The organism is Streptomyces sp. DSM 110735, from assembly GCF_016482685.1.
GTDB lineage: Bacteria > Actinomycetota > Actinomycetes > Streptomycetales > Streptomycetaceae > Streptomyces.
In genome coordinates this window covers 76,504-102,609 of record NZ_JACYHF010000001.1, presented here as the reverse complement: position 1 = coordinate 102,609, position 26,106 = coordinate 76,504, and the positions used below count along the sequence as shown (strand labels likewise).

17 protein-coding genes are annotated in these 26,106 nt (G+C 66.1%); 7 read left to right on the top strand and 10 right to left on the bottom strand.

Annotation, left to right across the window (positions count from 1 at the left end; all coding sequences use genetic code 11):
- Positions 1–9: 9 nt before the first annotated feature.
- Genes IF655_RS00395 through IF655_RS00380 form a run of 4 tightly spaced genes read right to left on the bottom strand, consistent with a single transcriptional unit; the run spans position 10 to position 11,801 of the window.
- Positions 10–1,632 carry an FAD-dependent monooxygenase gene (locus IF655_RS00395; RefSeq protein ID WP_199581368.1) on the bottom strand — a complete coding sequence of 541 codons (1,623 nt, stop codon included), beginning with the start codon at positions 1,630–1,632 and terminating at the stop codon, positions 10–12.
- Entirely contained in the window at positions 1,610–6,151 is a 4,542-nt protein-coding gene (locus tag IF655_RS00390; protein ID WP_199581367.1) for a beta-ketoacyl synthase N-terminal-like domain-containing protein, read from the bottom strand. Before IF655_RS00390 ends, IF655_RS00395 begins: the two co-directional genes overlap by 23 nt.
- Complete coding sequence (locus tag IF655_RS00385) at positions 6,148–7,233, bottom strand: acyl carrier protein (protein ID WP_199581366.1); 1,086 nt, start codon at positions 7,231–7,233, stop codon at positions 6,148–6,150. The genes IF655_RS00390 and IF655_RS00385 overlap by 4 nt, the downstream gene beginning before the upstream one ends.
- Positions 7,230–11,801, bottom strand: a complete 4,572-nt coding sequence (locus IF655_RS00380) for a beta-ketoacyl synthase N-terminal-like domain-containing protein (RefSeq protein ID WP_199581365.1) — start codon at positions 11,799–11,801, stop codon at positions 7,230–7,232. The genes IF655_RS00385 and IF655_RS00380 overlap by 4 nt, the downstream gene beginning before the upstream one ends.
- Positions 11,802–12,160: 359 nt before the next feature.
- On the opposite strand from IF655_RS00380, the gene IF655_RS00375 reads away from it, so the two are divergent.
- Genes IF655_RS00375 through IF655_RS00350 form a run of 6 tightly spaced genes read left to right on the top strand, consistent with a single transcriptional unit; the run spans position 12,161 to position 16,798 of the window.
- A complete protein-coding gene (locus IF655_RS00375; RefSeq protein ID WP_199581364.1) occupies positions 12,161–13,219 on the top strand; it encodes a phosphotransferase in 1,059 nt (352 codons plus the stop codon).
- Positions 13,220–13,229: 10 nt separating this feature from the next.
- Positions 13,230–14,288, top strand: coding sequence for a pyruvate kinase (locus tag IF655_RS00370; RefSeq protein WP_199581363.1), 1,059 nt, complete (start codon positions 13,230–13,232; stop codon positions 14,286–14,288).
- Positions 14,285–15,052, top strand: coding sequence for a hypothetical protein (locus tag IF655_RS00365; protein ID WP_199581362.1), 768 nt, complete (start codon positions 14,285–14,287; stop codon positions 15,050–15,052). The genes IF655_RS00370 and IF655_RS00365 overlap by 4 nt, the downstream gene beginning before the upstream one ends.
- A gap of 41 nt (positions 15,053–15,093) precedes the next feature.
- On the top strand, positions 15,094–15,699 hold the full coding sequence (locus IF655_RS00360; RefSeq protein WP_199581835.1) for an O-methyltransferase: 606 nt from the start codon (positions 15,094–15,096) through the stop codon (positions 15,697–15,699).
- On the top strand, positions 15,696–16,514 hold the full coding sequence (locus tag IF655_RS00355) for a hypothetical protein (RefSeq protein WP_199581361.1): 819 nt from the start codon (positions 15,696–15,698) through the stop codon (positions 16,512–16,514). Before IF655_RS00360 ends, IF655_RS00355 begins: the two co-directional genes overlap by 4 nt.
- Positions 16,511–16,798: a PqqD family protein gene (locus tag IF655_RS00350; protein WP_199581360.1), complete on the top strand. Its 288-nt coding sequence runs from the start codon at positions 16,511–16,513 to the stop codon at positions 16,796–16,798. The genes IF655_RS00355 and IF655_RS00350 overlap by 4 nt, the downstream gene beginning before the upstream one ends.
- Positions 16,799–17,066: 268 nt before the next feature.
- On the opposite strand, the gene IF655_RS00345 is transcribed toward IF655_RS00350, so the two are convergent.
- Positions 17,067–18,002 carry a LysR family transcriptional regulator gene (locus IF655_RS00345; RefSeq protein WP_199581359.1) on the bottom strand — a complete coding sequence of 312 codons (936 nt, stop codon included), beginning with the start codon at positions 18,000–18,002 and terminating at the stop codon, positions 17,067–17,069.
- 317 nt (positions 18,003–18,319) lie between these two features.
- Between IF655_RS00345 and IF655_RS00340 the strand changes: the two genes are divergently transcribed.
- Positions 18,320–18,847, top strand: a complete 528-nt coding sequence (locus tag IF655_RS00340) for a GNAT family N-acetyltransferase (protein ID WP_199581358.1) — start codon at positions 18,320–18,322, stop codon at positions 18,845–18,847.
- 40 nt (positions 18,848–18,887) lie between these two features.
- Here the strand turns inward: IF655_RS00340 and IF655_RS00335 are convergent, their stop codons facing one another.
- The 5 genes from IF655_RS00335 to IF655_RS00315 form a co-directional block, all read right to left on the bottom strand.
- Positions 18,888–20,174, bottom strand: a complete 1,287-nt coding sequence (locus tag IF655_RS00335; protein WP_199581357.1) for an MFS transporter — start codon at positions 20,172–20,174, stop codon at positions 18,888–18,890.
- Entirely contained in the window at positions 20,171–21,322 is a 1,152-nt protein-coding gene (locus tag IF655_RS00330; RefSeq protein WP_199581356.1) for a diiron oxygenase, read from the bottom strand. Before IF655_RS00330 ends, IF655_RS00335 begins: the two co-directional genes overlap by 4 nt.
- Positions 21,319–23,484, bottom strand: a complete 2,166-nt coding sequence (gene asnB, locus IF655_RS00325; protein WP_199581355.1) for an asparagine synthase (glutamine-hydrolyzing) — start codon at positions 23,482–23,484, stop codon at positions 21,319–21,321. The genes IF655_RS00330 and asnB overlap by 4 nt, the downstream gene beginning before the upstream one ends.
- 364 nt (positions 23,485–23,848) lie before the next feature.
- Positions 23,849–24,769, bottom strand: a complete 921-nt coding sequence (locus IF655_RS31600; RefSeq protein WP_199581354.1) for a helix-turn-helix transcriptional regulator — start codon at positions 24,767–24,769, stop codon at positions 23,849–23,851.
- Between the two features lie 84 nt (positions 24,770–24,853).
- Positions 24,854–25,639, bottom strand: a complete 786-nt coding sequence (locus IF655_RS00315; RefSeq protein WP_199581353.1) for a hypothetical protein — start codon at positions 25,637–25,639, stop codon at positions 24,854–24,856.
- Between the last annotated feature and the right edge of the window lie 467 nt (positions 25,640–26,106).

Genomic DNA, 26,106 nt, shown 5'->3' with positions numbered 1-26,106 from the left:
ATGTGGCGATCAAACGAACAAGCGGTCGAGGTAGTCGTCGAGGGTTGCTAGCGATGTCGCGTCCGCGATGGCCCCGACATAGCCGTCGGGACGGATCACCACGACGTCTCCCGGCTGGAGACCGAGGCGGTCCCGGCAGCGCCCGGCGATGTCGATCAGAGCGTGCGGACCCGCGGGCCTGTCGAACCGCTGGCCCGCAGATGTCCTGTCGTGCACGGTGTAGGCGCGGAATGCGTCGTCCCCCAGACGCTCCCGGTACTTTTCCAGCGCCTGCCCGACGAGCGACTCGTCAGTGTCGTGCGCACCTGCGAAAGCCATGACGACATGCCGCCGCGCGCCCAGTTCACGCAGCAGGTCGAACGAACCCGAAGCCGATGTCAGCGTGCAGGTCGGCATACGCCGGCCGGGGACAATTCGGGAACGTACGACGGATCCCGCCGGTGCGGGATAGGACACGGCGAATTGACTGAGCTTCGCTATTTCCGCGGTGTGATACGCGCGTCGACGCAGCCGCTTGTTCTGACTACGCAGCCGCCTTCGTTTCCACCGGTTCCGCCCGAAGACGCGTTCGCTCAGCATGTTGTTGTAGGCGAACAGGGCTTGCGCCACTGGAAACCGTTCGTCGTGGTAACTGTCGAGCAGAGCGTCGCCCGCTTTGGCGCGCAACACCAGGGCCAGCTTCCAGGCCAGATCAATCGAGTCCTGGATGCCGGTGTTCAATCCCTGTGCGCCGATGGGGCTCTGCACGTGTGCGGCGTCCCCGGCCAGGAAGATTCCCTGGCTCCGGAAGCTGTCGGCGATGAACTGCCGGGGGTTGAATCGGCTGATCCAATACGGATTGCCCAGAACCACCGCGTCGAGACCGACTGCGCTCAGCACTTCACTGAATCGACGCAGCACGAATTCCTCGTCCACCTCCGCGGAGGCAACCCGGCAGGTGGAGACTAGCCGGAACATGCGGCCGTCGATGGGCAGAACCGCGAGGAAGGTGCCTTCGTCAAGCCAGAACTGATGTCGCTCGTGCGCGTGATGCGGAAACCCGCTCATCTCGATGTCGGCCATGATGAAGGTCTCATCCTGTTCCGCACCGTCGAAGTCCGCGCCGATGATCTGCCGAACCCGGCTGCGGCCGCCGTCCGCGCCGACCACGAAACGTGCGGTGACCGTGGAGGTTCGGCCATCGGCGTCAAGCAGGGAACAGCGATGGCTGTCCCCGTCCACTTCGATGTCAATCAGTGCGCGGCCACGTTCAACGGTGATACCCCGCTCTGCCGCCGCCCGGTCGAGGATGCCGGTGGTGTCGCTCTGACTGAGCTGCAGAAGCCCCGGATAGTCGCCCTCGAGCTCGGCGAGATCCGCCACGCCGATAGTGCGTCCGCGCTGGGTGTAATGGTTGATCCGTCGGGACATGATGCCGCTTTGCAGACATTCGGCGGCGACGCCGAGCATGTGGAAGCACTCCAGCGTGCGCGGTGTGAGCGTCATGGCCTTGCTCAGCGGTGACCAGTGCTCGAATTTGTCGATGATACGTATCCGCACGTCGTTGTCGGCGAGCGCGCAGGCGAGGGTGAGGCCGACAGGGCCCGCGCCGACCACCAGCACTTCGATTTCAGGGGTGTCTACGGTCGTCATTCACAACCTCACGAATGATGGCGAGCAGTTCATGCTGCCGCTGGTCCGGATGGAGGAAGAAGTGGTCGCCGACCACGGTGTGGAAGTCGAAGCCTGCGGAGGTGTGATGGCGCCAGTCGCGCATCTCGTCACTGGTCACTCGGTCCTCTTGGGTGCCGTGGACCGCGGTGATGGGAATGTCGAGCACATGCGCATCGGCGGGCCGGAAGCTGCCTACGAGGCGAATGTCATTGACCAGAATCGGCAGTGTCAGGCGCAGGAACTCGGCGTCCACGTCCGACGGGGTGGGGAGCAGCAGCAGTCGCGCGAGCTCGCGTAGTGCCTCCGCGTCCAGCCCTCGGATCTGTTCGGCGCTCGGCAGGTCCGGGTACCCGGCAGCCGCGAGGGTGCGCAAAGAATCGCGATAGAAAGGATTTTCCTTGAGTCCTGGGCCGCTGAAGGCACCGATGACGAGATGCCGCACAGCGGTGATGCCGCGCCGGCGGAGTCGCAGCGCCAGCAGGTAACCGATCAGTGCGCCCGCGCTGTGCCCGTAGATGACAACGGGCTTGTCGCATGCCTCGGCGACTTCTGGTTCCAGGGCGTCCACGACGTCGTACACGTTGGGTACCAGTGGTTCGCCGAGACGCTCGCCGCGACCGGGGAGTGCCACCGGGCACACGTCCACCTCGTCGCCGAGCAACCCCTGCCAACGCTGGAACAGCAGCGTGCTGCCGCCACCGTAAGGGATGCACAACAGGCGTACTCGTGCCGTCTCCACCCGCCGCTTCAGATAGCCGGCGCCGGTGCGTGCCGTCGCCGGGGCCATCGCCGGAAGATCGTCCACCACCACACCATTGCGCCTGCCGAGCAGTCGTGCGGTCAGCTCGGAGACGGAAATTCCGGCAACGATATCGGCCAGCGGAACTCGTCCGTCCGTATCGATCGGTCGCAGCGCCCGGTGCAGAGTAGTGGCCTGCAGGGAATCGATGCCGAGCGCGGTCGTCGAATCACGTGGCCCGATGCCGTCCTCCGGCGCGTCGGTCAACCGGGCCAGCAGCCGTCGCACAATACATTCGACAGCGCTTCGACCTCCTGCGGTGGCGGCTGTCAGGTCGTCGGCTGTGAGGCGCAGAGTGTCACCGACCGGTCCTGCGGCGGCCAGCACCGATTCGATTCCTCCTTCGATGACACGCACGGTGGCGGTGGCGCATTGGAGCACGGTCCGGCCTTCCACGTCGCGGACCGCCATGCGACCGTGAGCGAGCGCACTGCCGGATTCGACCTGCAGGTTTTCGACATACAGTTCGGTAACCGCGGTGGGCGCCCCGGAGTGAACGATCAGGCCCTGCAATCGCTCCACCATGAACGCCCGCGTCGACTGCTCGCCGGGCAGCGCGGCGTGGAACAGCTGCGAGCAGGCGTCCAGCAGCCCCGGAGCGATCCGGGCGGCGGCCTGCGCCGGGGCAGCGCGGTGTTCTGCGGCGACGGTGGCCCAGACAGTGGAATCGTCACGGAACACTTCTCCGACAGCACGCACGCTTGGTCCGAGACGCATTCCACGCGCGCCCATGCCGGCGTAGAACTCGGCCCCCGAGTAGACGCGTTCCGCGACCTGCGGATGAGCACGCACCGATTCCGCCGCTGGTGATCGCTCGATGAGCGTTCCGTGCGCGTGCTGCTGCCATTGGTTGTTCGCGGCATCGGCGAGCGAGTGGAAGGTGAAACCGGCGCGGTCGCCGCGCAACCCGTTGAACACCAACCGGACGATGCCGGGCCCGTCGCGCAGGACCAGTGCCGTGCTGAAATGCATGTCGGCCACCTCGAACTCGCGGCCTGGCACGACTGTGGTCAGCCCGCGCAACAGCATTTCGATGAAGTAACCGATGTGAACCACATGGTGTGTGTCGGAGAGGGCCAGCTCAACAGGGTCGAGCTCGAAATCCACTTCGAGGTTGTCACCAGGCGAAAGGTGTCGCATCGGTTGCAGTACACCGGACCGGGCGGGCGTTGTGACTCTGGCCGGCTGCCGGGCAGCGGATTCGAAGGCGTACACCGCTTCGTCCAGGGCACTCGTGGGCAAAGTGATCCGGCGCGCTGCGGTGTTCTCGTAGAGAGGGTGCCAATCGATGTCGAAGCCCAGCTCGTACATACGCAACAGGCTCCGGACGAGGGCCTGCCGCGGATCGTCTGCATCCTCGGCGGTGTCGACAAGAGTTAGAACCGGATCGAGATGCTGCCGGACACTCGCGGTCACACCGCCCTCACCGAGCAACATGCCGATGTGCACATCGTGTTCCACGCAGAGGCGGCCGGCCGCGGAGATGTCGGTTCGCGCGGTAGCGGCCGCAGCCCAGTAGGCCGGGTCGGCCAGTTGGTCAGGACCGACGAAATCACCATCACGGGGACAGATCACGGCGGCGTCGAGGTGAAGGTGAGGGGTGGGTGCGCCACCGGTCGGGGGAGTTGGCAGTCCGGAGAAGTCGATGCTCCCGTCAGGACGTACCTGGGACTCTTCGACCAGTCGACTCAGCTCAGCGAGGGCGTCTTGTGGTGTGCGAGCGGTGGTCTCGACAGCAACCGCGAAGCATCCGATGCCTTCGGCCATCCAGATCGCCGGCTGGAGGCCGAATGCCTGCCACAGCCGCACCGTGCCGCACAGCAGCCCGAGCTGCAGGGCGGCGGACTCCACGGCGCTGGATGGATGGTGGTCCGAGTCGATCCAGCGGGTCAGTGCCGGTTCACCCAGTTTGGACCAGGCCGCGTCGACTCGGTCGAAGCCGTCGCGGAACGCGGAGAACATGCCGTACCACTGGCGGGCCTGCCGCCCACGATCCGCCGCCCCGACAAAGAAGGCGAGTTTGGCCGCACCGGCGCGGAACAGCCGCGATGAGGTGACAATTTGTGGCGTGGCGCGCCTGGCTTCAAGGGTGCGCACTGCTTGTTCGCGGGTTTCGGCCAGCAGGTGGGCGCGAAACGGCCCGTGGTGCCTGCCTACTGCCAGCGTGAATCCGACGTCCTCGAGGTCGGCATCGACCTCGGTCAGATGTTTGGCCAGACGGCACACCTGGTCGGTCAGCGCGGCGGCCGAGCGAGCCGACAGCAGTACCGGCTGAGCGCTCGACCGCTGCCCCGCCCGCGCGATCCCGGCCGGAGGAACGGCCGACAGGATGGCGTGCCCGTTGGTGCCGCTGAAGCCGAAGGAGCTGACCGCACCGACTGGCTGCGCGGAGGTCAGCTGTGTTTCAGTCACCGTCGGTTGCAGGCACAGGCGCTCGAAGTCGATGTCGTGGTTGGCTTCGCCCGCGACGAATTGTGCTGGCACTCGGCGCTTTTGCAGTACCAGAACGAGTTTGATGAGCGAGGCGATGCCGGACGCGGCCTCAAGATGTCCGATCTGTGCCTTTGCGGAGCCGACGGCGAGCGGTCGATCCGCGGAACGGTCCTGGCAGTAGATCGCGCTCGCAGCCGACATCTCGATGGGATCCCCCAGCCGGGTACCGGTGCCGTGGGCCTCGAGGTAGTCGACGTCGGCGGCTCGCAGACCCGATCGCTTGAGGGTCTGCTCGATCAGGGCACGCTGCGCCCGTCCGTTCGGTACGGTCAGTCCGCTGCAGGTTCCGTCGTGATTGATCGACGTGGCGCGCACCAGGGCCAGTACGTTGTCGCGGTCGCGCACGGCGTCACTCCAACGCTTCAGCACAACCACCCCGCCCCCCTCACCGCGGCCGTAGCCCTCACCGTCCGCAGCGAACGGGCGGCAACGACCGTCAGCGGAGAGAGCGCCGATGCCCGACAGCACGGTGAAGATCGATGGGTCCAGCAGCAGGTTCACCCCGCCGACCACGGCGACATCGCAATCTCCGGCGCGGATGGCCTCACCGGCCAGGTGCAGCGCGACCAATGACGATGAGCACGCCGTGTCGACGGCCACGGCAGGCCCGCCGAAATCGAAGGTGTGGCTGATCCGGCCGGCCACCACGCTATTGAGCGAGCCGGTGGCGGCGTACGAACCCGGCTCGGCCGATTGTCGGGCGAGCGCGCCGTATTCGCCGCCGATGACCCCGAAGTACACCCCGACACGCCCGTCGATGCGCCGCGGTTGGTACCCCGCGCGCTCCAGTGCCTGAGCCGTGAGTTTCAGCGCGAGTCGCTGCGTCGGGTCCATGTCCCGCGCTTCCTTCGGGGAGATGTTGAAGGCGCGCGGATCGAAACGCATGACATCACTGTCGAGATAGTTTGCGCGAGCGTAGCGGGCCGCGCGCGGATTCTGGTCGAAGTAGCGGCGATAGACATCTGCCACCCATTCGCTGGCAGGCAGGTCGCGTGCGCATTCGCGACCGGACCGCAGCAGGGACCAGTAATCTTCGGGCGTGGTGACCCCGCCCGGTAGCTCGCAAGCCATGCCGATGATCGCGATCGGCTCCGCAGGTCCGGCGACCGAGGAGGGTTGCTTGAGCTCGCGAATCGTGTCGAGCGACTTGCGCAGTAGCGCTTTGAGTGTGCGGATCTCGTGTTCCGCGTCGAGATAGCGCGTCATGAGAGCACCTCGATGACTGCGCGTTCGAGATCGTGGGCGGACAGCCGATCGATGTCGTCCTGGCCGAGGGTGTGCAACAGGAGGGGTTGACCAGACTTCGTCACGGCCGGTGCGGCCGTGGGGGCCACGGGAGTTGCCGACTCGGTCCCAGGTTCGCTCTTGAGCGTCAGCTCGCGCTCCAGATAGGCGGCGAAATCAGCGATGGTCGGATGGTCGAAAGCCGACGTCGCGCTGGGTTCGAAAGCGGTGTCGGCGATGATGGACTGGCGCACCTGCCCAAGATGAAGGGACGACATGCCCAGGTCGAAGAATCCGATGTCGGTGTGGGGATGCTCCCCCTCCGGATAGTCGAGCAGTCCGGCGATGTGGGCCTGCAGATAGCCGCAGAGCCGGCGCACGCGAAGTGCGGTCGGTAGGCCGGTCAGGTCGGCGACGAGCTGTGAAGGCTCGTTCCCCGGTTGCGCGCTGCCGACCGGCTGAACCTGCTCGGCCGCGTCGCCGTCTGGCAGCGCAGCTGCTTCCGTGGTTGTCGCGGCCTCGGGCGTTTCCGGCCAGTACCTACGCCGGTCCAATGGCGCCGGCGGCAGGTAGACCGGACGCTCGGCAACCAGTTCGGGATAGACGTGCCGCCAGTCGACCGGGAACCCGACGGACCACAGCCTCGCGAGCTGATCGTGGCGTGCACTCGCGGCAAGCCCCAGCAGGTAATTCCGGTCCTGGCCTTCTACGGCGTCTCCGTCGAAGGTGCTCGTGTGGATGACGTTCGCATACAAGCCTTGTGGTGCAAGCGATTTCGGATTCACAGCGTGCTCGGTGAAGGCGATGAGCTTGTCAGCTGCCTCGGCGACGGTGGCAGCGCTCAGCGCCAGCCGGTACGGCGCGCACTGCCGGAAGTTCAGCAGCGTCGCAGCCACGCCGGGCAGCGTCGCGCTGCTGCGGGGGAACGCGCGTCTCCCGGAACGCGGACCGCCGGAGAGGAAGGCGGCCAGTCCACGGGCGTGGGCCGTGAGGGATTCGGCGCTGCCTGCCGAGACCGTCAGGACGTAGCGATCGGCAAGACTCGATGGAAGACCGGTACTCATCCGCGGTACTCCTCCATGATGAGATGGACATTGGTGCCGCCCGCACCGATCGAAGTGATGCCGGCGCGCAAGGGGATGTCGCCGGGCCCCAGGCGCGTGGGGCTCCACTCCTCGAGACTCTGTTGCACGTACACCGGTGAGTTCGCGAAGTCGATCGAGGGGTTCGTCCGCTTGGTGTGCAGCAGCGACGGAACCAATGTGCGGTGCTGCATCTGCAAAACCACTTTGGCAACCTGAGCCACACCGGCCGCCGCCTCGCCATGGCCGATGTTGGACTTCACCGAGCCGATGGCGCAGTACTGCTTTCGTGCCGAGCCGAATGCTTTTGTGATACCGGCGATTTCGATTGGATCGCCCAGCTGGGTCCCGGTGCCGTGCGCCTCGATGTAGCTGATCGTGGCTGGATCGACAGCGGCCTGGCGCAGCGCCCGCTCGATCGCCAGTGCCTGGGCGGCCGGATTGGGGACGGTGAATCCGTTGGTCCGGCCGCCGTGGGTGAGCGCACTGCCTCGGATGACGCCATAGATCCGGTCGCCGTCGCGTTCGGCGGCGTCCAGGGGCTTGAGCAGGAAGCTGCCGACCGTCTCGGCAGGCACATAGCCGTCGCCACCGTCGCCGAAGGCCCTGCACCGCCCATCGGAAGAGAGGAACTGATATCGCGCCATCATCTGGTACTTCGACGGATGCAGCGACAGGTTCACCCCGCCCGCGAGTGCCAGCGCGGATTCACCGCGGCGCAGACTCTCGCAGGCCAAGTGGACGGCGTACAACGAGGACGAACACGCGGTGTCCAGGGTGAGGCTGGGGCCCCGCAAGTCGTAGGTGAACGACACCCTGTTGGCGATCGCGTAGGACTGCGAGTTGAGAACGCCCGTCGCGCCGCCCTGCCTCGCCAGGTCGGCTTCGTACTGGATCAGCTGATAGTTGTTGTAACTGGCCCCGACGAAGACACCGACCTCGTTGTCGTGCTGGGCGCGCAGGCGCTCTCGGGAATAGCCTGCGACCTCGAGGCACCCGTATGCGGACTCCAGGAACAACCGTTCCTGCGGATCCATGAACCGTGCCTCTGACGGTGCGATACCGAAAGCCGCGGCGTCGAAACAGTCGACGTCGGTGAGGAATCCGCCCCACTTGGCGTACACCTTGCCCGGCACGCCGCGGCGGGGATCGAAGTAGCGGTCGTGGTCCCAGCGATCGCGCGGAATCTCGGTGATCGAGTCGGCACCGTCGCACAGGGCGGCCCAGAACGCGTCGAGCGAGTCCGCGCCTGGGAACCTGGCGTCGAGCCCAATGATCGCAATCGGCGATGCGCCACCGCGTTCGCGTTCCGCGTCGCGCCACCGCGGAAGTAGCACCGGCCGCTCCGGCGGTGTCGGGTGCCGTGCCGCGTCTGGGCGCGTTCCGTGGTCCGGGGTGTGTTGCGCGACTGACGGTTGCGGATGCCGCGGCTCGGTTCTGGGCGCGCGATGACCGCCGGTGGGGGAGGTGAAATAGGTGGCGACGGCTGGTCGGTAGTCCCGGAGAATGCGGTCGGCGAGCGACCGGATGTCGCGGCACTCGAAGAACAGGGTGACCGCGACCTCGCCGAAGCGCTGGGACAGTTCTCCGTTGAGCGAGTGGATGGTCAGCGAATCAATGCCCAGGTCGGCGAACTCGGTGTCCGGCTGCACCACGGAGAGATGATTCCCGGTGCTTTGCCCCACCAACTGGCGCAACAGTTGCCGCAGGGCCGCTGCCAGGTCGTCATCCGACATGGTCGCCGGGACGGACTGGGCCGCTTCTGCTGACCGATCGCTCGCCTTGTGTTCGTTGTGACGCTGAGCATTCGCCGACTGCTCCGCCGGCACAGAGGTCGTGGCCGGTTCACGGCCGTCGAATCTGAACACCCCGTCCTCATGCCAGTGCTCATTCGGATCGAATGAGTAGCCGGGGAGCCCAGGGATGCGCTCGACACCGGTTTGCGCACCGGCCCAGTCGATCTCGCAGCCGGCAGACCAGAGCTCGATCAGACAGGTGGCGAAAGCATCCGCTGTCGGTGCGTCGATCCGCACCGCGCCGACCGTGGAATCCGTGCTGCCGAAGCTGCCGATGATGGCGAGGCGATCCGCCCGGACATCGTCCGGGACATCCGACACCGCCTCAACCTGTGTGGCATCAATGCGAAGACCACAGTGCTGCTCGGTGGTTCGCTGCCGCAGCAGCGGCAGGTCCGTCGGCACCGCGGAGCGAACATCGCGGTGCTCGCGCGCCTGCGCTGCGACTGCCGCCAGATCGGCTGTCCCGGCGAGGATATCCAGTGCCGTCATGGGTGAAACGATGTTCCGGCGGACGAGATTCGCCAGCTCGTGGGTACCCGCGTCGAGCCATCCGGCAGATGTCAAACCCCAGGCGTGGTCGATTTCTGCGTGAGCAACGTCGATTGCGAGGGCTATCATCGCGCGGTGCTCAGGCGTCAATGAATCCGCGATCCCGGCGAAGTCGTGAACAGCCTCGGTCAAGACCAGCCCGTGAGCACGCGTCGGGTTCGCCCACGAGCTGAGTGCGCGAGTGAAGGTGTGCTGGTGGCCGAGAAGACCGGCCGCCTGTGCCGCGTAACCTGCGACTGCGGTCACCGATCGAGCACACGTGTCGGCGAGTTCTGCCAAGTATTCTGCCGTTACCTCGCTGGGCAGGAATGACTGCCCACCGATGTGCACTGCGGTGGTCGGCGGGGCTGTCGCCACGAGAACGCCGTCGGTGTTCAGCGCCACGGCAGCGTCAGCGATCGAGATCATCCCGGAATGCACCATGACGGCAGCGGCACTGTTGCCGCAGAGTGCGACCAACTCGGTCGCGTGTACATTGCGCTCGGCCAACGCCCGTAGCAAGGCCAATCGGGTGGCGAACGGGCCCAAAGCCAGACTCGTCGAGTCTGCGACGGCTTCGGCGAACACGGCCGATCTGTGCGCTGCCACGGCCGGGTCGCCAATCGACCCGAGGGGGCCGGCCGTGAGGAGTATCGCGAGTTCCGGCGGGCCTTCGCTATGCCGGATCTCTCCGTCTACGCGGGTGAGTGCGGCCACAAGATCACCCGCACGCTTGGCAAATCGGTACGGCAGCGTCAAATCTCGTTGGTTCGTTGCCCGGCAGAGTTCGGCAAGCTCCTCTGCCGAGGCGGATCGCACGCGTTGGGACCATTCGCCGAGCGAACGCTTAAGTGCGGTGGGAGTCTTCGCCGCGAGGGTGAACACCGGCGAGCCACTTCCTTCGGTCACCCCTTCGCGCACTGAGTCCGGGCCACGCTCACGCGGCCGGTGTTCCGACACGATGGCGTGGCAGTTCACGCCACCGAATCCGAATGAGCTGATACCCGCCGTTCGCGGCCCTTCGCTCAACCACGGCACGGCGTCGCCGGGGAATTCGATTCGCTCCGCCGCGTTTTCGATGAGCGGGTTGATCCGCTCGATGTTCAAGGTGGGTGCGATGGTCTTGTTCCCGAGCATGAGCAGGACCTTGATCAACCCTGCCATGCCCGCGCCGGCTTCCACATGACCGATGTTGGTCTTGACCGAGCCGACTGACAGCGGTGACGGCCGTTCCCGCCGGGCGTAGGCGATGTCGAGCGCCTCGATCTCGATCGGATCACCCAGGCTGGTGCCGGTGCCGTGCGCCTCCACATAGCTCACCTGGGCAGGGTCCACCTGAGCGTCGGTCAGTGCGCGGGAAATGACATCGACCTGTGCCGCGACGCTCGGAGCGGTGATGTTGCGATTGTGCCCGTTGTGGTTCGTGGCGATTCCCTTGAGCACGCCGTACACGTGACACCCGAGCCGCTCGGCGTTCGACAGCCTGGTCAGCAGCACCACGCCGGCGCCCTCACCGGGCACGTATCCATTTGCCCGGGAATCGAAGGTGAAACAGCGTCCGTCCGGGCTTAGCATGCGGGATTGCGTGAATGCCAGATAGCGCCAGGGGGAGAAGACCAGGTTCACTCCGCCGACGAAGGCGAAATCACAGTCCTCGTGCAGCAGATCCTGGCGACCGTGGCTCAGCGCCACCAGTGAGGACGAGCAGGCGGTGTCCACTGCGCGACTGGGCCCACACAAATCCATGAAATATGATATTCGGTTGGCCGACAGGCAGTGGTAGTTGCCGACGGGGTCGAACACATCCACGCGCTTGTTGCTGGCGGTGGATTTGAGTAGGTAGTCGTGCACCGACAGGGCGATGTTCACCGACGTCCGCGACCGGCGGAGCAGGTCGATCGGCAGGCCGGAATCCTCGAGACAATGCCATGTCTCCTCAAGGAGGATCCTATGCTGCGGATCCAGCGCGACCGCCTCGCGTGGCGAGATGTTGAAGAACGCGTGATCAAAGTTGCGCGAACCGCTGAGGCTGCCGATCCATTTCGTGTTCACCTGCCCCGACTCAATGCCGTCAGGCGAATAGAAAGTATCCAGACTCCAGTTGTCCGGGCCGACTTCTGTGATCCCGGATCGTCCGTTCGCGAGATTCTCCCAGAATGCGCCTGCGTATGCTGCGTCAGGATACCGGCAGGCAACTCCGACAATCGCAATATCTTCGTGCATGATTACACCCTCGCGAGATGGCAACTCGACCGCGCCCGCAACAGCAACAAAGCCTGACTGCTACAACTGCGCGGTGCTGGGAGTCAGGCGTACATACCTCTTCATTTGGGAGTTCTTTTCCGCGCACCGAAAGGCGCGATTGATTCTCCAGCTCTTGGCCATTGCGTTTTCTCAGTTCGAACTCAGCAAGATCACATGCCCCTTTGCTGATGTCGGCGCAGCGTAAGCACCGATTGCCAACACCGTCAAGTGGCAGCCACCTGCGTCTCATGTGCAACGGCAATAAGTCATGACCTGGTTCCCGGACGGCACTACATCGAAATTCTCGAAAACCCTGATCGACAACACCGATCGACTCCTTGACGAAAGAAACGCAGCCGTTGGATGTTGCACTGACGCTGATCAGAAAGAGGTCATCCATGTGCGTTGATGCCCGGATTGCGGGTGTTCTTGAGCTCCTCGGGCTGGGCGACGAGGCAACGGTTCGTGCCTTCCCGCCCACCCCTACGCCATGGGCGTCGACCTATTCGATCGTGGCTGGTGGCACTCGTCGGGTCGCACGCCTGGTCGAGCTGCAATTCGCTGAAGAAGGCGTTGTGTCGACGGAATTCAAGGCAGCCCGGTTCCTCGGTGAACGCCGGATCGGCCCGCTGGTCGAGCACGCCGATCCCGCGGCCGGCGTGCTGGTCATGGACGAGATCGATGGCGCCCCCGGCGCCCGGCCTCTCCCTCTGTGGCAGGCCCTCTCGCTCGCCCGGGTCTTGCGCGAGCTGCACACCCTCGACATGGGCGGTGAGCCGCGGCTGCACGTGAGCAAGGAAATCGCCGCGAGCGCCGCGGTGGCGGAACTGGTCGCCACGATCCCAGGGCTTGCAGTCTACGGCGAAGCGTCCGAGCGGTTCGACACCCTGCGCGACGCGCTCGGGCGGCTCGGGGTCGCGGAGCGGCTCTGTCACAACGACCTGAACCGCGGCAACGTCCTGTTCGACGGCATGCGCGCCTGGCTCATCGACTTCGACCACCTCGGTATCGGGGACCCGCTGTACGACGTGGCCAACGCGATGCTCTCGCTCGGTATCGACGGAGGGCTGCGCGAGAAGTTCCTGGAGGCCTACTTCGACCGCCCTGCCGATGCGAACGAGGCCGCCCGACTCGAGCTGTTGGCCTGCCTGGTGTTGCTGCGCTACGGCCTGAGCGCGCTGTCCCTGGTGCCCGTCCACCTGCACGATCGACTGGGCGCCTGGACCCCCGAGATGCTCGGAGATCCCTTCGACTTCACCAGGCGCGAGCAAGAGGAGGTGGGTTGGCTCATTTTCCGGCTGAGTCTGTCCTTCATACACGCGGGTCTGGCCCGCCTCGACGCGAGCCCTGCCACCCGAGCTGCCGAGACGCTCGGGCTGCTCGGTGCGCGGATCTGAGCGGGCCGGCATGACTCACATCGTCGCTACGGTCGGACCGGCGTGCTCCTCACGGGAGACGCTCGGCGACCTGCTGAAAGCCGGAGTGGATGTATTCCGCTTCACGGCCTCCAAGACCCCTGTCGCCCAGCTCGCGACCCTCGCCGAAGTCGTTCGCGAGCTCGCCGCGGGCCTCGGTCTGCCGTCCGAGCTGGTGCTTGACCTACCCGGCGCCAAGCCGCGGCTGACCAACGACGCCTACCTGGATCTGGCCGGCGTCACCGAACTCGTGCTGCGCTTCGACGGCAGCCCCTCCGATCTCACCGGTCCGGTGCCCCACCTCGGGGTGTCCGGTCTCGGCCCTGGCGACCTGCTTCCACAGGTCAGCGACCTCGTCGTCATCGGCGACGGGGAGGACGCGTTGCGCATTGTCGGACAGACCGCCGGTTCGTGGACGGCAGTACCACTGACCACCGGAGTGATCGGAATCCGGCGGGGGCTCTCCTTTCCCGGTGTTCGCAGCGCCGGGGACGCACAGGAGTTCACCCCGTACGACCTCGCCGGGTTGCGGGCCATGGCCGGTACACCGTTCGACGCTGTGGTGCTCTCCTTCACCGAGTCGGCCGATCTCGTTGACCGGGCCCGCGCCGTCCTGCGTGAGAGTGTCCGCCAGGGACCACTGCCCGCGGTGGTCGCCAAGATCGAGACGGCGGCCGGGGCGGCCGCGGCCCACGAGGTCGCCCGAGCCGCCGACGGGATCCTGCTCGGCCGCGGGGACCTGTTGCTCGACACCGGCCCGGTCGAGTTCCACGCGGCCTGCCGCCGGGTGCTGGATGCGGCGCGCACGAACGGACGCCCTGCGCTCGTCGGCACCCAGTTGCTGACCAGCCTAGCGGCCGGCTGGCTGCCGCACCGATCGGAGCTCGCCACCGTCAGCGAGTTGCTGGCGGAGGGGGTGGCCGGGCTGATGCTCTCCGAAGAGACGGCGGGGGCCACCGACCCGGTCCGCGCGGTAACGCTCCTCAACGGACTGCGGGACCGGTACGCACCCATCACCGTTCCCACCGCACTCTTTGCGAGTCGCCCGTGACGCCTGACCCGAGTCCAGGGACCATCGTCCAGCGTCCCTTCATCTCCGGAATCCTCCTGGACGGACACGAGTGCAGCGGCAAGACCAGCCTTTCCCGGCTCATCACCGCCGGTCTGCGCGCGCGGGGCCGCAAGGTCACACAGTCACACGGCACGTTGACCAACGGCGGACTCGTGGACGCGATGCTCAGTGAAGCGGTGGCGGTCTTCGAGGGCGCCACGGACCGACCGTTTCGCGACCCGCAGCTGTGGCGCCGGTTCAACAGCATGCGCTCCGCACAGCTCATCGTCGACGCCGAACTGGCGGCTGCACAGGGGCCGTCCGAAGCAGATGACGTCAGGGTGCAAGACCGGTACTGGCTGACGCAGTACTCGTTCAACACCTTTCTGACCCCTGGCGAGGGATACCTGGCACCGGAGTGGATCCGCGCCCGAGTCCCCCGCTTCGCCGTGCAGGTCTACCTGACCTGTGGTCCTGCCGCCCGACGGGAACGGATGGCGGCTCGCGAGGGACCCGCCAAGCACGCCGTCAACGCCTTCCTGCACCGCCACCTGGACGAGATCGTGCGGCTCGACGAGCTGACTACCCGGCAGGTCGCCGACGATCCCGAGTGGACAGTGCTGCGTACGGACCATTGCACGGCACCTGAACTCGCCGAGCACGTGCTCCAGCTCTTCGACACCGCTGACCGGATCGTCGGCGGCGCCACCACTCCCAGCCGCATCCCCACCGACTCGACCGTTGGAAAGGCCACCGCCTCGTGAAGGACAGCACACTCCTCATACCAGCCCCGCTGCGCGACTACATGCTTGCGCACAGCGTCCCCCTCGACGCTGTGCAGCACCGGCTGATCGAGCAGACCACGGCGCTGCCCAAGGTGGCGCACTGGCAGACCGCACCTGAGCAAAGCGCTCTCATCACCCTGCTGGTCCGGACTCTCGGCGCGCGTCAAGCCGTCGATGTCGGCAGCTTCACCGGAATGTCCTCCCTCGCGATCGCCCGCGGCCTGCAGCCCGGCGGCCGCCTGATCGCCTGCGACATCACCGATGACTGGACACCGGTGGCCCGCGAAGCATGGCAGGCGGCCGGCGTCGCGGACCGCATCGAGCTGCGCATCGCGCCGGCGATCGAGACGCTGCGCGCGCTACCGGTCGAGCCATACCTGGACTTCTCTTTCGTCGACGCCGACAAAGAGGGGTACCTGGAGTACTTCGAGGAACTGATCGTGCGGACTCGACCGGGCGGAATCGTCGCCTTCGACAACGTCTTTCGCAGTGGCCGGGTGCTGGAACCGGTCAAGGAGGCCGACCGCGCGGTCATCGAGTTCAACACGCGGCTCGCCAAGGATCCCCGAGTCGAGGTCGTCATGCTCCCCGTCGCCGACGGCATGTCGCTGGCGTGCCGCATATGAGTGAGCAGCCCGTCATCGCGATGCCCACCCCGATGCAGCACCCGGCCGACTGGCTGGCCCCGCTCCGAGAGCGGAACCTGCTCCCCGACGACACGGTCGCCGCCTTCGTCGTCGGCTCGGTCGCCCGTGGCTGGGAAAACTCCCGCAGTGACTTCGACATCTACGTCGTCACCACCCAGGAATGGCAGACAGAGACCTGCAACGCCACCCTGATGCCGCTCAACCCGCCAAGGGTGCGAAGCGAGGTGTTCTACGAGAACAGTCGTCGCTGGGAGATCACCTACTGGCTGGAGAGCCAGATCGACCAGATGCTCGCCAAGATCAGTTGGGAGAAGTACACGGGTGGCGTCTTCGCCGGCGAGATCCTCTCGCCACGCGAGGAGACCTCCCTGGCCCGCCTCGCCCACTGCCGCCCGTTGCTGGGCAGCGAATGGATCGAAGCCAAGTACCAAGTCTTGAAGCAGTCCGCCTTCCGCTCCATCGTCGTGGTCCGGTCGCTCGGCTTGGCCGATGACGCCGCCGAAGACGCGTTGGGCCAACTGGAGTCCGGGCATCTGCACAGCGCGGTGTTGTCGGCTCGCCGGGCGCTTGGCCACGCTGTCGACTCGCTGTTGGAGAGCGCGGGCGAATACGGCAGCCACATGCCCAAGTGGCGCCCCAACCGGTTCAAGACGGCTGCCCCCGAGGTGCTGTCCTTCGAAAAGTACTGGGCACTGGAGACGATGCGGGACTATGACCCGGCCGACGCACGGCCGTGGATCCGATCCGTGCTCACCATCTGCCAGGACATCGCTATGCGGGTGGAGACCTCATGAGTACCAGCCTTCGTGTACCGCGTCGTGCCCTCGGTGTCCGCGTCCGCCGGGTCGCCGGCGACCTGGTCATCGGTATCGACGCGGACGCACTGGAACTCACCGATGTGGCGAAGCTGATCTACGAATCGGCGGACGGGCTGAACCGCGTCGCCGACATCGTCGGCATCGTCGCCGCCGCATACGATGCCGACCCCGCGGAGGTGAGCGCGGACGTGAGCGAGTTCCTCGATGATCTCGTGGGTCGCGGTGTCGTCGAATGGGTCGTCGAGGGGCCCTTGGGGTGATCCGTCTGCGGGTGGACGACGACAGCCTCGGCCGGGTGCGGCTCGCGCTCAGTCCGCTGTGGTGAGCCATCAGCAGCCTGGCGGTCCTCGCCCGCTGTCCGGGCGAGGCGCCGTCGCCCTGTTCCCCTTGGGCCGTGCGGCTCGCAGGGGCCCCGGCCCTTCGTGACCGCGTCTTTCCACTGCGATCTCCCGGCGCCGGCGCTCCCCACTGCTGCTGGTGTCGGCTCTGTGCAAGGGCCGAGCTGATCCGCAACAAGGGACCGCTGACTCAGTCTCGGCGAAACCCAGGGCCTGACAACGTGTCGACAAGCGACTCGCCGTCCTGGCGCATGGCCTGGGTGGCCAGGTCGACGAAGATCCGTGTCTCTCGGGTGAGCTGCCGGCCCTGCCGCCAGATGATCTGGGCGAAGACCTCGACGGATGGCTGCCAGTCGAGCACGCTCAGCCGTGCCTCCTTGACGGCCCCTGCTACAGCGGCCGCTGGCAACACACTGAGACCGACCCCAGCCGCGATCCCCTGCTTGACCGACTCGATGTTGCCGAACTCGAGGAGGGAGACGGGAGTCTCGGCGTCCTTGTTGAACTCCGACTCCAAGAGCGCCCGGTAGGAGCAGTCCGTCCCTGGCGCAAGTACCGGGAAAGCTCGTAAATCGGACGTCGATACCTGCGAGGCGCGGTTCAGCGGATGGCCGGGCGCGACCACAGCCACCAGCCGTTCGGCCCCGAGCACTTTGGTTACCAGTCCATCGTGCCGAGTTTCGGCGTCGATGAGGAAGCCCACGTCTTGCACACCCCTGCGCACGGACTCGTGTGCCTTGCTGCAGGTGATCGACTGCAAGATCAACTGCAGCCGGGGGTAGCGGTGGTGAAAGAATTCGAGGAGGACAGGCATGCGATAGGAGATCAGGCTCTCGACCGCCCCGATGGTCAGAGTCCCCGATAGTTCGGTCTCGTCGGACAAGGAGTACCGCGCCTCATCGACAAGCGCGAGAATTCGTTCCGCGTAAGGAACGAGCCGCTCGCCGGCCGGGGTGAGCCGGATCTTTCCTCCGAGCCGTTCGAAGAGCTCCATGCCCAAAGTGGCCTCAAGACCCTTGATCTGTGCGGTCACGCTGGACTGTGCGTACCGCAACTCGGTCGCGGCTTTGGTGAAACTCATGTGGGTCATGACCCGATGAAACGTACTGAGCTGCCTTAGATCCATATTTCACATCCCCCCAGATCACGCATCGGACGCATGCGGACGCTACGAGGGCTGCCTACATCGCAGCTAAGCGGCGGCTACTCGGGTTGGACTCAACGGTTGTGTACGGGGAGTGACGGCTCGTAATCCCTGCGATGCGACGGATCGTCAGGTGCGCGCAGTGGGGCGGGTACACGCCGGGCGGATCATTCTTGAAATTAACCGCGCTCGGGTCGATCGGCCGCGAAACAGTGTCATTTCGTATTCCGTCGGGCCAGATCGAGAACCCGGCCGGAATGACCTGTTTGCAGAATCGAATGGATGTTAATCTCCTCGGTATGCCCAGACTTATAGAGCCCACCGCCCGTCTTCTGGCCTCGTGGATGGAGGCACGGGAGGAGTGGGGTCCCAATGCTCACCAGGACGGAAGCGGACTGCGACTGGCAGGAACGGATCTCGACAGCGTTTCGGGCTTCGAGGACTGGGTGAGGCGCCTACAGGAGCAGTCCGACCGGTCGATGCCCATGCCGGAGGGCAGCGTGCACGCGACGCACCTGTGGATCGTCGAGGACGACACGTATCTGGGGGCGATCGATGTACGGCACTACCTGAACGCCTTGCTCCTGGAGGGTGGAGGCAACATCGGTTACAGCATCCGTCCCTCGGCCCGCAGGCGAGGACACGCCACCTGGGCCCTCGGCTCCGTCCTCCCGAAGGCTCGCCGCCTGGGTCTCGACCGAGTCCTGTTGACCTGCGATGACGGCAACATCCCCTCCGCGCGCACCATCGAGGCGAACGGCGGTGTCCTGGAAGACGTCCGCACCACCCCTATCGGTGTGAAACGGCGCTACTGGATCACACTCTGACACCGCCGACCCGTGGCACCGGGGACGAGGCCCCGGCCGGTCAGGCTGCGGCCGCCGAGGATCCGGTCTGCGGATCGGCTACCTTCTCCGAAAGGTCTCGTCGCCCGCGGACCCCGCTCAGCAGGAGAATGGCCGGCCCGAGGAAAGTGCACGCACACAGGAGCCAGAGCGCGGGACGCAGTCCCGCGGTCGCCGCAAGCAGGCCGCTGAGCGCAGCACCGAGGGGGAGCGCCCCCCATGACACGAAGCGGACGGTGGCCATCACCCGCGACAGCAGTTCCGGAGGCGACTCCGTCTGACGGTGCGTACGGGTCACAATGCTGCCGATCACGACACCGGCACCGTAGCCAGCATTGCCGACCGCGAAGAAGAGGGCACTGCCGAGCCCCACCGTCAGCGGCATGGCCGTGGCCAGCACGGCACCGACCAGCGAGGCCAGGATCATGATGCGCGCGGTACCGAACCGGGTGGCGAGCCGGGCCGCGACGAGTGAGCCGACCAGCGAGCCGATCCCGTCGGCCGCTACCAGGAGCCCCACCATGAGGGGCGAGAGGTGTGCCTCGCGAACCAGGTAGGTAGGAGTCAGTGCGACCAGCGAGCCGACCGCGAAATTCGTGGCGGTCGCCCACCACATGCACGGCATCATCACCGGGTGCCTGGCCACGAAGTCCCACCCCTCGCGGATCTGCTGAGTGAATCTCGCTCGCCCGGGCGAGGCACCCGTGCTGCTCCGCGGCACCTCAGGCAGGGAGCGCAGGGTCAGAGCCGAGACGAGGTAGCTCACGGCGTCGACGCACAGAGCCCCCACCGGCCCGGACACCTGGACCAGTAGGCCCCCGAGCGAGGGACCGCCTGTCTGGGTCACGGAGAGGGTTCCTGACATCAGACCGTTGCGGGCGGTCAGGTCCTTCTTGTCGATGATGGCCGGCAGGAATGTGGCGTTACCGACGTCGAACACCACCGTCGCGAGACCGACGACCAAGGCCGCCACGACGAGATGCGTGTAGGTCAGGTGTCCCAGCCACCACGCTACGGGGACGGAGGCGAGGGCGACGAGACGTATGAGGTCGGTGATGACCTGGAGCCGTCGCAGGGGATACCGCTGGACAATGACGCCCGCGGGGAGTCCGAGGATCAACCAGCCGATCTGTCCGGCAGCGGCGAGGAGACTGACCTGGATTACAGACGCGTCAAGAACGGTCACGGCCACCAGCGGCAACGCGACCAGGGTGACGGCCGAGCCAACCCCACTCACGGTCGTTGCCGTCCAGAAGCGCCAGAACGAGGACGACGCTTCCGTCGTCCTCTTGGCGATCCCATCGGTCATGTCGTCGTACTCCTAGGTGCGTTCGAGTCCCGTGGCGTCCTCGACACCCCGTCTGTGAGCTGCTTGGACCGGCCGATGTCGGAGCCCGCATCATCTGCGAGCAACCCCGCCTCCACGAAGGCGCACCGCGTGCGACTGTCGTCGAGGGCGCCAACCTCGGTGAAGTACCTGACGGCGGGAGCCGCCGACTCCGCTATCGGGCCCATCAGTTCGTGCTCCGGCCAGCACTCGGTGACGACCTGGACGATCTCTTCGGCCGAAAGTCCGACAGATGCGAGCCGGGTCGCCACCTGCCCGTGGTCGGGGATGAGGAACGCCTGGATGATCGCCGGCACATGCGGGCCCACGGCACGCCGCTCGCGGAGCGTCAACGCCGGCCACAGATGTCTGAGGACCGAGCGGAAGTAGACGTGGTGCCGTCCCTCGTCCTCGGCATGGTCGCGTACCAGGTCGCGGACAGGACGGGGCAGCCTCTCGTCCCGCGGGATCTCCGACAGGATGCCGGAGATCAACGTCTCACTCACGATCGCGAAGACCAGAGCCTCGAGCCCCGCGATCTCCCGGGGAAACAGGGCGACTATCTCGTCCAGACGCTGGGTGAATACCGGGATGCCGCCCCCTCCTCGCGGCACCCCGGTGACGTGTTCGAGCTCCTGGGTGAAGTCGTAGGAGAACTGTGCGTGCCATGCCTCGTCAGTAACGATCTTGAAGGCGTCGGCCTGCATCTGCCGCGGCAGGAGGAGACCGGAGGTGCCCCGGGCAATCTTGGCCGCTACCGGGATGACCGCAAGATTCTCCAGTTCGGTGGTGAAGTGGAGGTAGTCGTACAGACGGTGCAGCAGCAGGGTCCTCACGACAGCCGGCCCCCGGGCAACCACGATGGGATGGGACACCACGGGATACAGCTCGGGCGGGAAGTAGAGATCGGCCCGGTCCACCAGATGCCGCCGGGGCCTGCGGCGCACGCTCGCCAAGTCGTCCCATCGACTGAAGCGGCTGGCGTAGGTGTTCAGCACTGGTCTAGCCGCCATGTTGCCCGGCACCAGTTGTTCACGCGCTGATCGCTGATATGCGCCACCGGGTACACCCAGAGGCTCGGGCACGTTCGCGCCCCCCGCCGGAAGCACCGAGGGGCGCGCCTCGCTCACGAGGCCCAGCCGATCAGCCGCTGGCTGAAGAGCTCATCCAACTCGGACCGGACATCATCCAGGTCCGCGCCGACGGCCTCCAGCGCGCCACCGAGTGAGGCCGAGCTCTCAAGATGGCGCAGGAGCCGGAGGATCGGCGAGTCCTCCTCAAAGACGTACTCGATCTGACCTTCCCGGAGCAGGAACCACGCTCCCGCGCAGTCGGTGAGCAGCATCGTGTCGTCCGGCAGTCGCAGGACGCCGTCCGCATCGAAGTCACGGCGCAGGGCGAACAATTCCCCGGAGTCTGCCACCGAGCCGCCCAGCGGCGAGAGGACCGTGCCCGCCGAAAGGTCCTCGAGTCGGGGCGGTTTCGCTGCCATCTCGGCCAACAGCCCCATATTGACGACCCGCAGAACGACTTCGACCTCCGGGGAGTCCGTGTCGCCGTCGCCCAGGGCGTCGAGCCGCCGCCGTACGGCATCCGCATCGATGAAGACGTCCGCACCCGGGGCAGAGAGGGCGCGTTCCACAAGATGGTGGTCGTCCGCGCACAACAAGCGGGCGAGCATGCGGTACGCGTGGCGCGTACCGGTGCCATAGAAGAAGGGTCCCTTGGGTCGCTGGACGATCCTCTCGGGCAAGCGCGACGTCATGGCATCGCGCAGGATGCGCTTGTCCCACAGCAGACGTGACCGGAGTCGGTCCGGAACGGTCGCGGCGAGCTCGACCAACCGGTGGTCAAGGAAGGGGACCCGGGCCTCGACCCCGCTCCCGGCAGCCGTCCGGTCCTCGTGCCACACGTTGTACTGCTGCACCTTGCGGTACTCGGACTCAACGTACGCCCGGTACACGTCGTCGACCCGGCCATCGCTCCCCCGGTCCAGGGCGGACAGAGCGATCAGCGACTCATCGCCAGCCCACCACCGGGCCAGTCCAGGATAGCCCTCCAGCCTCGTCTCGCGGTCCATGTAGGCCAGGCCGCCCAGGAAAGACTCCCAGTCGCCGTCGCCGAGGATGTCGCGCGAGTACCCACCGTTGAACTCGTCACTGGCCGCACCCAGGAGCATTCCGCGCAGTTCCGGCCGCTCCTGTCGAGCGAACCGGTGCAGCTCGTGCTTGTAATAGACCTCGGGACCGCACAGCGGCGTCTCGGTGAGCCACAGGAGCCGCACCCATTCCTCCGGCGACGGCGCGTGGTCGCGCGGGAACACCACCTGGTGGTTCGGCACTCCGAACTCACGCGCGATCCACTCCGCGTTCTCGGCGTCACCGTTGTCGTGGGTACCTCCAGTCAAGGCGGTGAAAGTGTGGAGCATGTCGAGCCGCGGGGCCGCGAGCGCCAGGACCGCGCTGGAGTCGATCCCACCGGACAGGAACAGTCCGAGTTCCGTGTCAGCGGTGGCGCATTCCGCCACCGAGGCCTCCAGCAGTTCCCCGTAGCGGCCGATCAGCGACTCGGCATCGGCGTCGTCATCCTGCTCGGTAGGGAGCTCCCAGTAGCGGTGCTCGGTGGTCCGACCATCGCGCAGGCCGATGCGCACAACCGTGGCCGCCGGGACGCTCTCCACGCCCTCGAACCACGTGCACATGTCAGGCTCCGCGAATCGCGGCGAGGCCGGCAGCATCGCCACCGACAGAGAGCGCGCCCAGTCGAAGCGCCGGGGAGTGGCCGGGTCGGCGAACAGGCCCTTGACCTCCGACGACAACACGATCCGCTGGTCGTCGCGCTGGTAGTAGAGAGGCTTGATACCGAATCGGTCCCGGGCGAGGATCAACTGCCCCTTGACCCGGTCCCACAGAATGACACCGAACATGCCGCGTACGTCACGGAGGAAGTCCAGTCCGCGCTGCTGGTACAGATGGAGCAGTACCTCGCAGTCCGATCCCGTACGGAGACGGACTCCGCCCGGCAGGCTGGCGGCTAGTTCCCTGTGGTTGTACACCTCACCGTTCGCGATGAGCACCAGAGAACCGTCGTCACTGACCAGCGGCTGGCCGCCGTTGGCCGGGTCCACGAGCGAAAGCCGGGTGAAAGCCATGCCGACGGGGCCGTCGCGCAGCAGCTCCCGGTCGTCGGGACCGCGGTGGTCCAGGATGTCCGCCATCTCATGGAGCAGGGAGTCCGTCTCCGGCCCCAGCTCCCGGCCGTCGAGCCGGGCTATGCACGCAATGCCACACATTGAACTTCCTCAACCCACCCGTGCGTTTGCGAAGCAACGACAATGAACGTGGGTGGGCGATCCTTGAAGGGATCGCCCACCCACAGGTAGATCAGGTGTTGCTCTTCAGGACCGAACCCGGCTTGACGCTCTTCGCAGACGGCTTGGCGTACTTCTTCATGCAGAACACCTCCTCTTGGCAGGGCGTCCGGTGACCACCGGATGCCCTGGAATGGCCGGCCCGCCACGGGGATGCCCGCCGCAGGCCGTTCACGAGTGAGGCTAGAAGCAGCGGCTCGGCGATGGCCAGGCATTCGTCCACCGCCGAACCTCTCCGATTGAGTCGCTTTGCCGGGTTTTACCAGACCCGTCCTGCACGGGATACTCAGGACCCAAGGTGCTCGAGAACGACGAACCCGTCCCGGTCGATCTGGTAGAAGACCTGTCCGCCCACCCGTTGACGCCACACAAGCCCTGCCTGGGTCAGCACCGACAGATGCTGGGACACGGTGCTCTTCGCCATACCCAGGGTCGCGGCAACCATGGTGGTGGTCTTCGGCACCTCAAGCGAGCGCAGGACTTGCGCCCGCCCTTTGCCGAGCAGCAGTGCCAGCCTGTCCCGCTTCAGCGTGCCGGGCTTCCTTGCGGGAAGCGCATGGAGGAACCCCGTCGCCCGGGCCTGGTAGGACAGTGCGACAGTCCCGTTCTGTGGTCCCGTGATGATGCGCAGGCCGCCAGCGAACACCATGGGCACCAGCATGAGTGGGGACTGGAGCACGTCCCAGCTCACGTCCTGGTGGTAGGGCGCCGTCAGATACGGCCTGGACCAGTCCACACGACCGACGAGTTCGCCGAGCATGGCCTCGGGGCCTGCCACCGCAAGGGTCCGGCCGCGGAACAGGACCTCTTCCTCCAGTACCGAGCGGATGGACGTCCAGTAGGGCGCGATCGCCCAGTTCCAATACTGTTGCAGCAACTCCGCCAATCGCTCGCCTCGGGGCCCCACTGAACTTGCCCCGACCGCGTATGCCAACTCTTCGGAAATGGTGCCGCCGAGCAGGTCGGGCGCATGAATGAATGTTTGTGGGAAACGCCCCGGGTCGGACTCGCGCATCAGGTCGACCAGGCCGGAGGTCAGCTCCGGCGGCATGCCCTGTCGCACGCTGCGCGCCCATTGCGTATACGGCGAAGGGACCTCGCCCCGGTACCTGGCGAGCAGTGCGAGGCTCCCCAGCGCTTCCCACAGCGGGCTGTACGCCAGCCGGACCGAGCGAAGGCTCTGGTCATCGATCTGAAGGCGGATCACCGGCGGGTCCCTGCCACCACCACGGCTACCACTCGACGGCCGTCTTCGTGGTCAGGTCGGCCAAGAACTCGGTCGGGGCGTCACTCACGGGGTCTCCACTCGCATGGAGATGTCCTGGCAGAGGGCGAGGACTTCCCTGATCCACGGGCCCGGGTCAGTGGCGTCGTAACTCCGCATGGTCTCCAGCTCCCAGTACCGCTCGAAGGTGATGAACGAGGGCGCCACGACACGGAGACGGTTGGGCCGCCACTTGGGCATGTGGCTGCCGAACTCGCCGTGACTCTCGAGCAACGCGTCCACCGCATAACCGAAGGCCCGTCGTGCCGAGATGGTCGCGCTCTCCAGATTTCCGGCCTCCATCTGGCCCAGCGCGTCCTCGACCGCGTCGTCCGCGAGACTCAGCGATCGCACGACAAGGAATGACTTGAAGGCGGAGTCCGTCAGGCGCTTGCGACTGTCCTCCACCCAGTCCTCGCCCAGCAGCGTCAAGCAGTTGGCTATGCGCCCGAGCGAGACTTCCTCGCGTGGCGTCAGCGCCTCTCCGGCCAGACCGCGCTCGTATTTCTCCCAAGAGACCTTGGAGAGCAGTTGGTCGATCTGGCTGTCGAGCCAGTACGTGACTTCCCAGCGCCGACCGTCTTCGTAAAACGTCTCGCTTTGCACGCGGGGCGGGTTGAGGGGCATCGGGATCGGGCTACTGGTGGATGTATCCCATTCACGCATGGTGACGACGTACACGTCGTGGTCACTGCGTGCGTTGTTCCATCCCCGGGCGGTTGATCCGACGACGAATGCCGCGAGACAGTCCGCGGGTATCAATTCCTTTTGGCGCAGCGGCTCGAGCAATTCTTCAGTGGTGACCTGGGACATCTCTTGGCCTCTCCGGTTGGTGTACGTGTCCCTTCGCGGCGCCTGGCGCGGCGGATTGCGGTGATGGTACCCAGGCGCCCGCTCCGGTCGGAGCTTTCCACGGCAGGCGTCGCCGGGAGCCGCGAGGACTGTGTCCGCGAGTTCGACACCGCCCTCGCCGCCAGGGCGGCGCGAGCCCAACGGGCGAGCCGGTTTCCCACTGCCTCACCGAGCGGACACCGTCAGTCTTCTCACGGAGCACAAACGGCTCACTCAGGAGTGGGTGGCCTGCCGCCACGCGATTCGGAACACGGACTGGTACGTGGATATCCGGTGATGCAACTGTCTTTCGTTGCCAGGATTCCGTGAATCTACCCATTCCGTTCAGGAGTGGGAGATCCGCCGTCCGCTGGTTACGGTGGTATGGCCTGGTGGGCGGCCGTATGTGGTCGGCTTTGTTCTCAGCGGCCTGGAAATACTCCTCGATC

Coding starts and splice junctions, on each gene's coding strand:
- IF655_RS00395 (WP_199581368.1), bottom strand. CDS start 1,632: ATGACGACCGTAGACACCCCTGAAATCGAAGTGCTGGTGGTCGGCGCG.
- IF655_RS00390 (WP_199581367.1), bottom strand. CDS start 6,151: ATGACGCGCTATCTCGACGCGGAACACGAGATCCGCACACTCAAAGCG.
- IF655_RS00385 (WP_199581366.1), bottom strand. CDS start 7,233: ATGAGTACCGGTCTTCCATCGAGTCTTGCCGATCGCTACGTCCTGACG.
- IF655_RS00380 (WP_199581365.1), bottom strand. CDS start 11,801: ATGCACGAAGATATTGCGATTGTCGGAGTTGCCTGCCGGTATCCTGAC.
- IF655_RS00370 (WP_199581363.1), top strand. CDS start 13,230: ATGACTCACATCGTCGCTACGGTCGGACCGGCGTGCTCCTCACGGGAG.
- IF655_RS00360 (WP_199581835.1), top strand. CDS start 15,094: ATGCTTGCGCACAGCGTCCCCCTCGACGCTGTGCAGCACCGGCTGATC.
- IF655_RS00355 (WP_199581361.1), top strand. CDS start 15,696: ATGAGTGAGCAGCCCGTCATCGCGATGCCCACCCCGATGCAGCACCCG.
- IF655_RS00350 (WP_199581360.1), top strand. CDS start 16,511: ATGAGTACCAGCCTTCGTGTACCGCGTCGTGCCCTCGGTGTCCGCGTC.
- IF655_RS00345 (WP_199581359.1), bottom strand. CDS start 18,002: ATGGATCTAAGGCAGCTCAGTACGTTTCATCGGGTCATGACCCACATG.
- IF655_RS00340 (WP_199581358.1), top strand. CDS start 18,320: ATGCCCAGACTTATAGAGCCCACCGCCCGTCTTCTGGCCTCGTGGATG.
- IF655_RS00335 (WP_199581357.1), bottom strand. CDS start 20,174: ATGACCGATGGGATCGCCAAGAGGACGACGGAAGCGTCGTCCTCGTTC.
- asnB (WP_199581355.1), bottom strand. CDS start 23,484: ATGTGTGGCATTGCGTGCATAGCCCGGCTCGACGGCCGGGAGCTGGGG.
- IF655_RS00315 (WP_199581353.1), bottom strand. CDS start 25,639: ATGTCCCAGGTCACCACTGAAGAATTGCTCGAGCCGCTGCGCCAAAAG.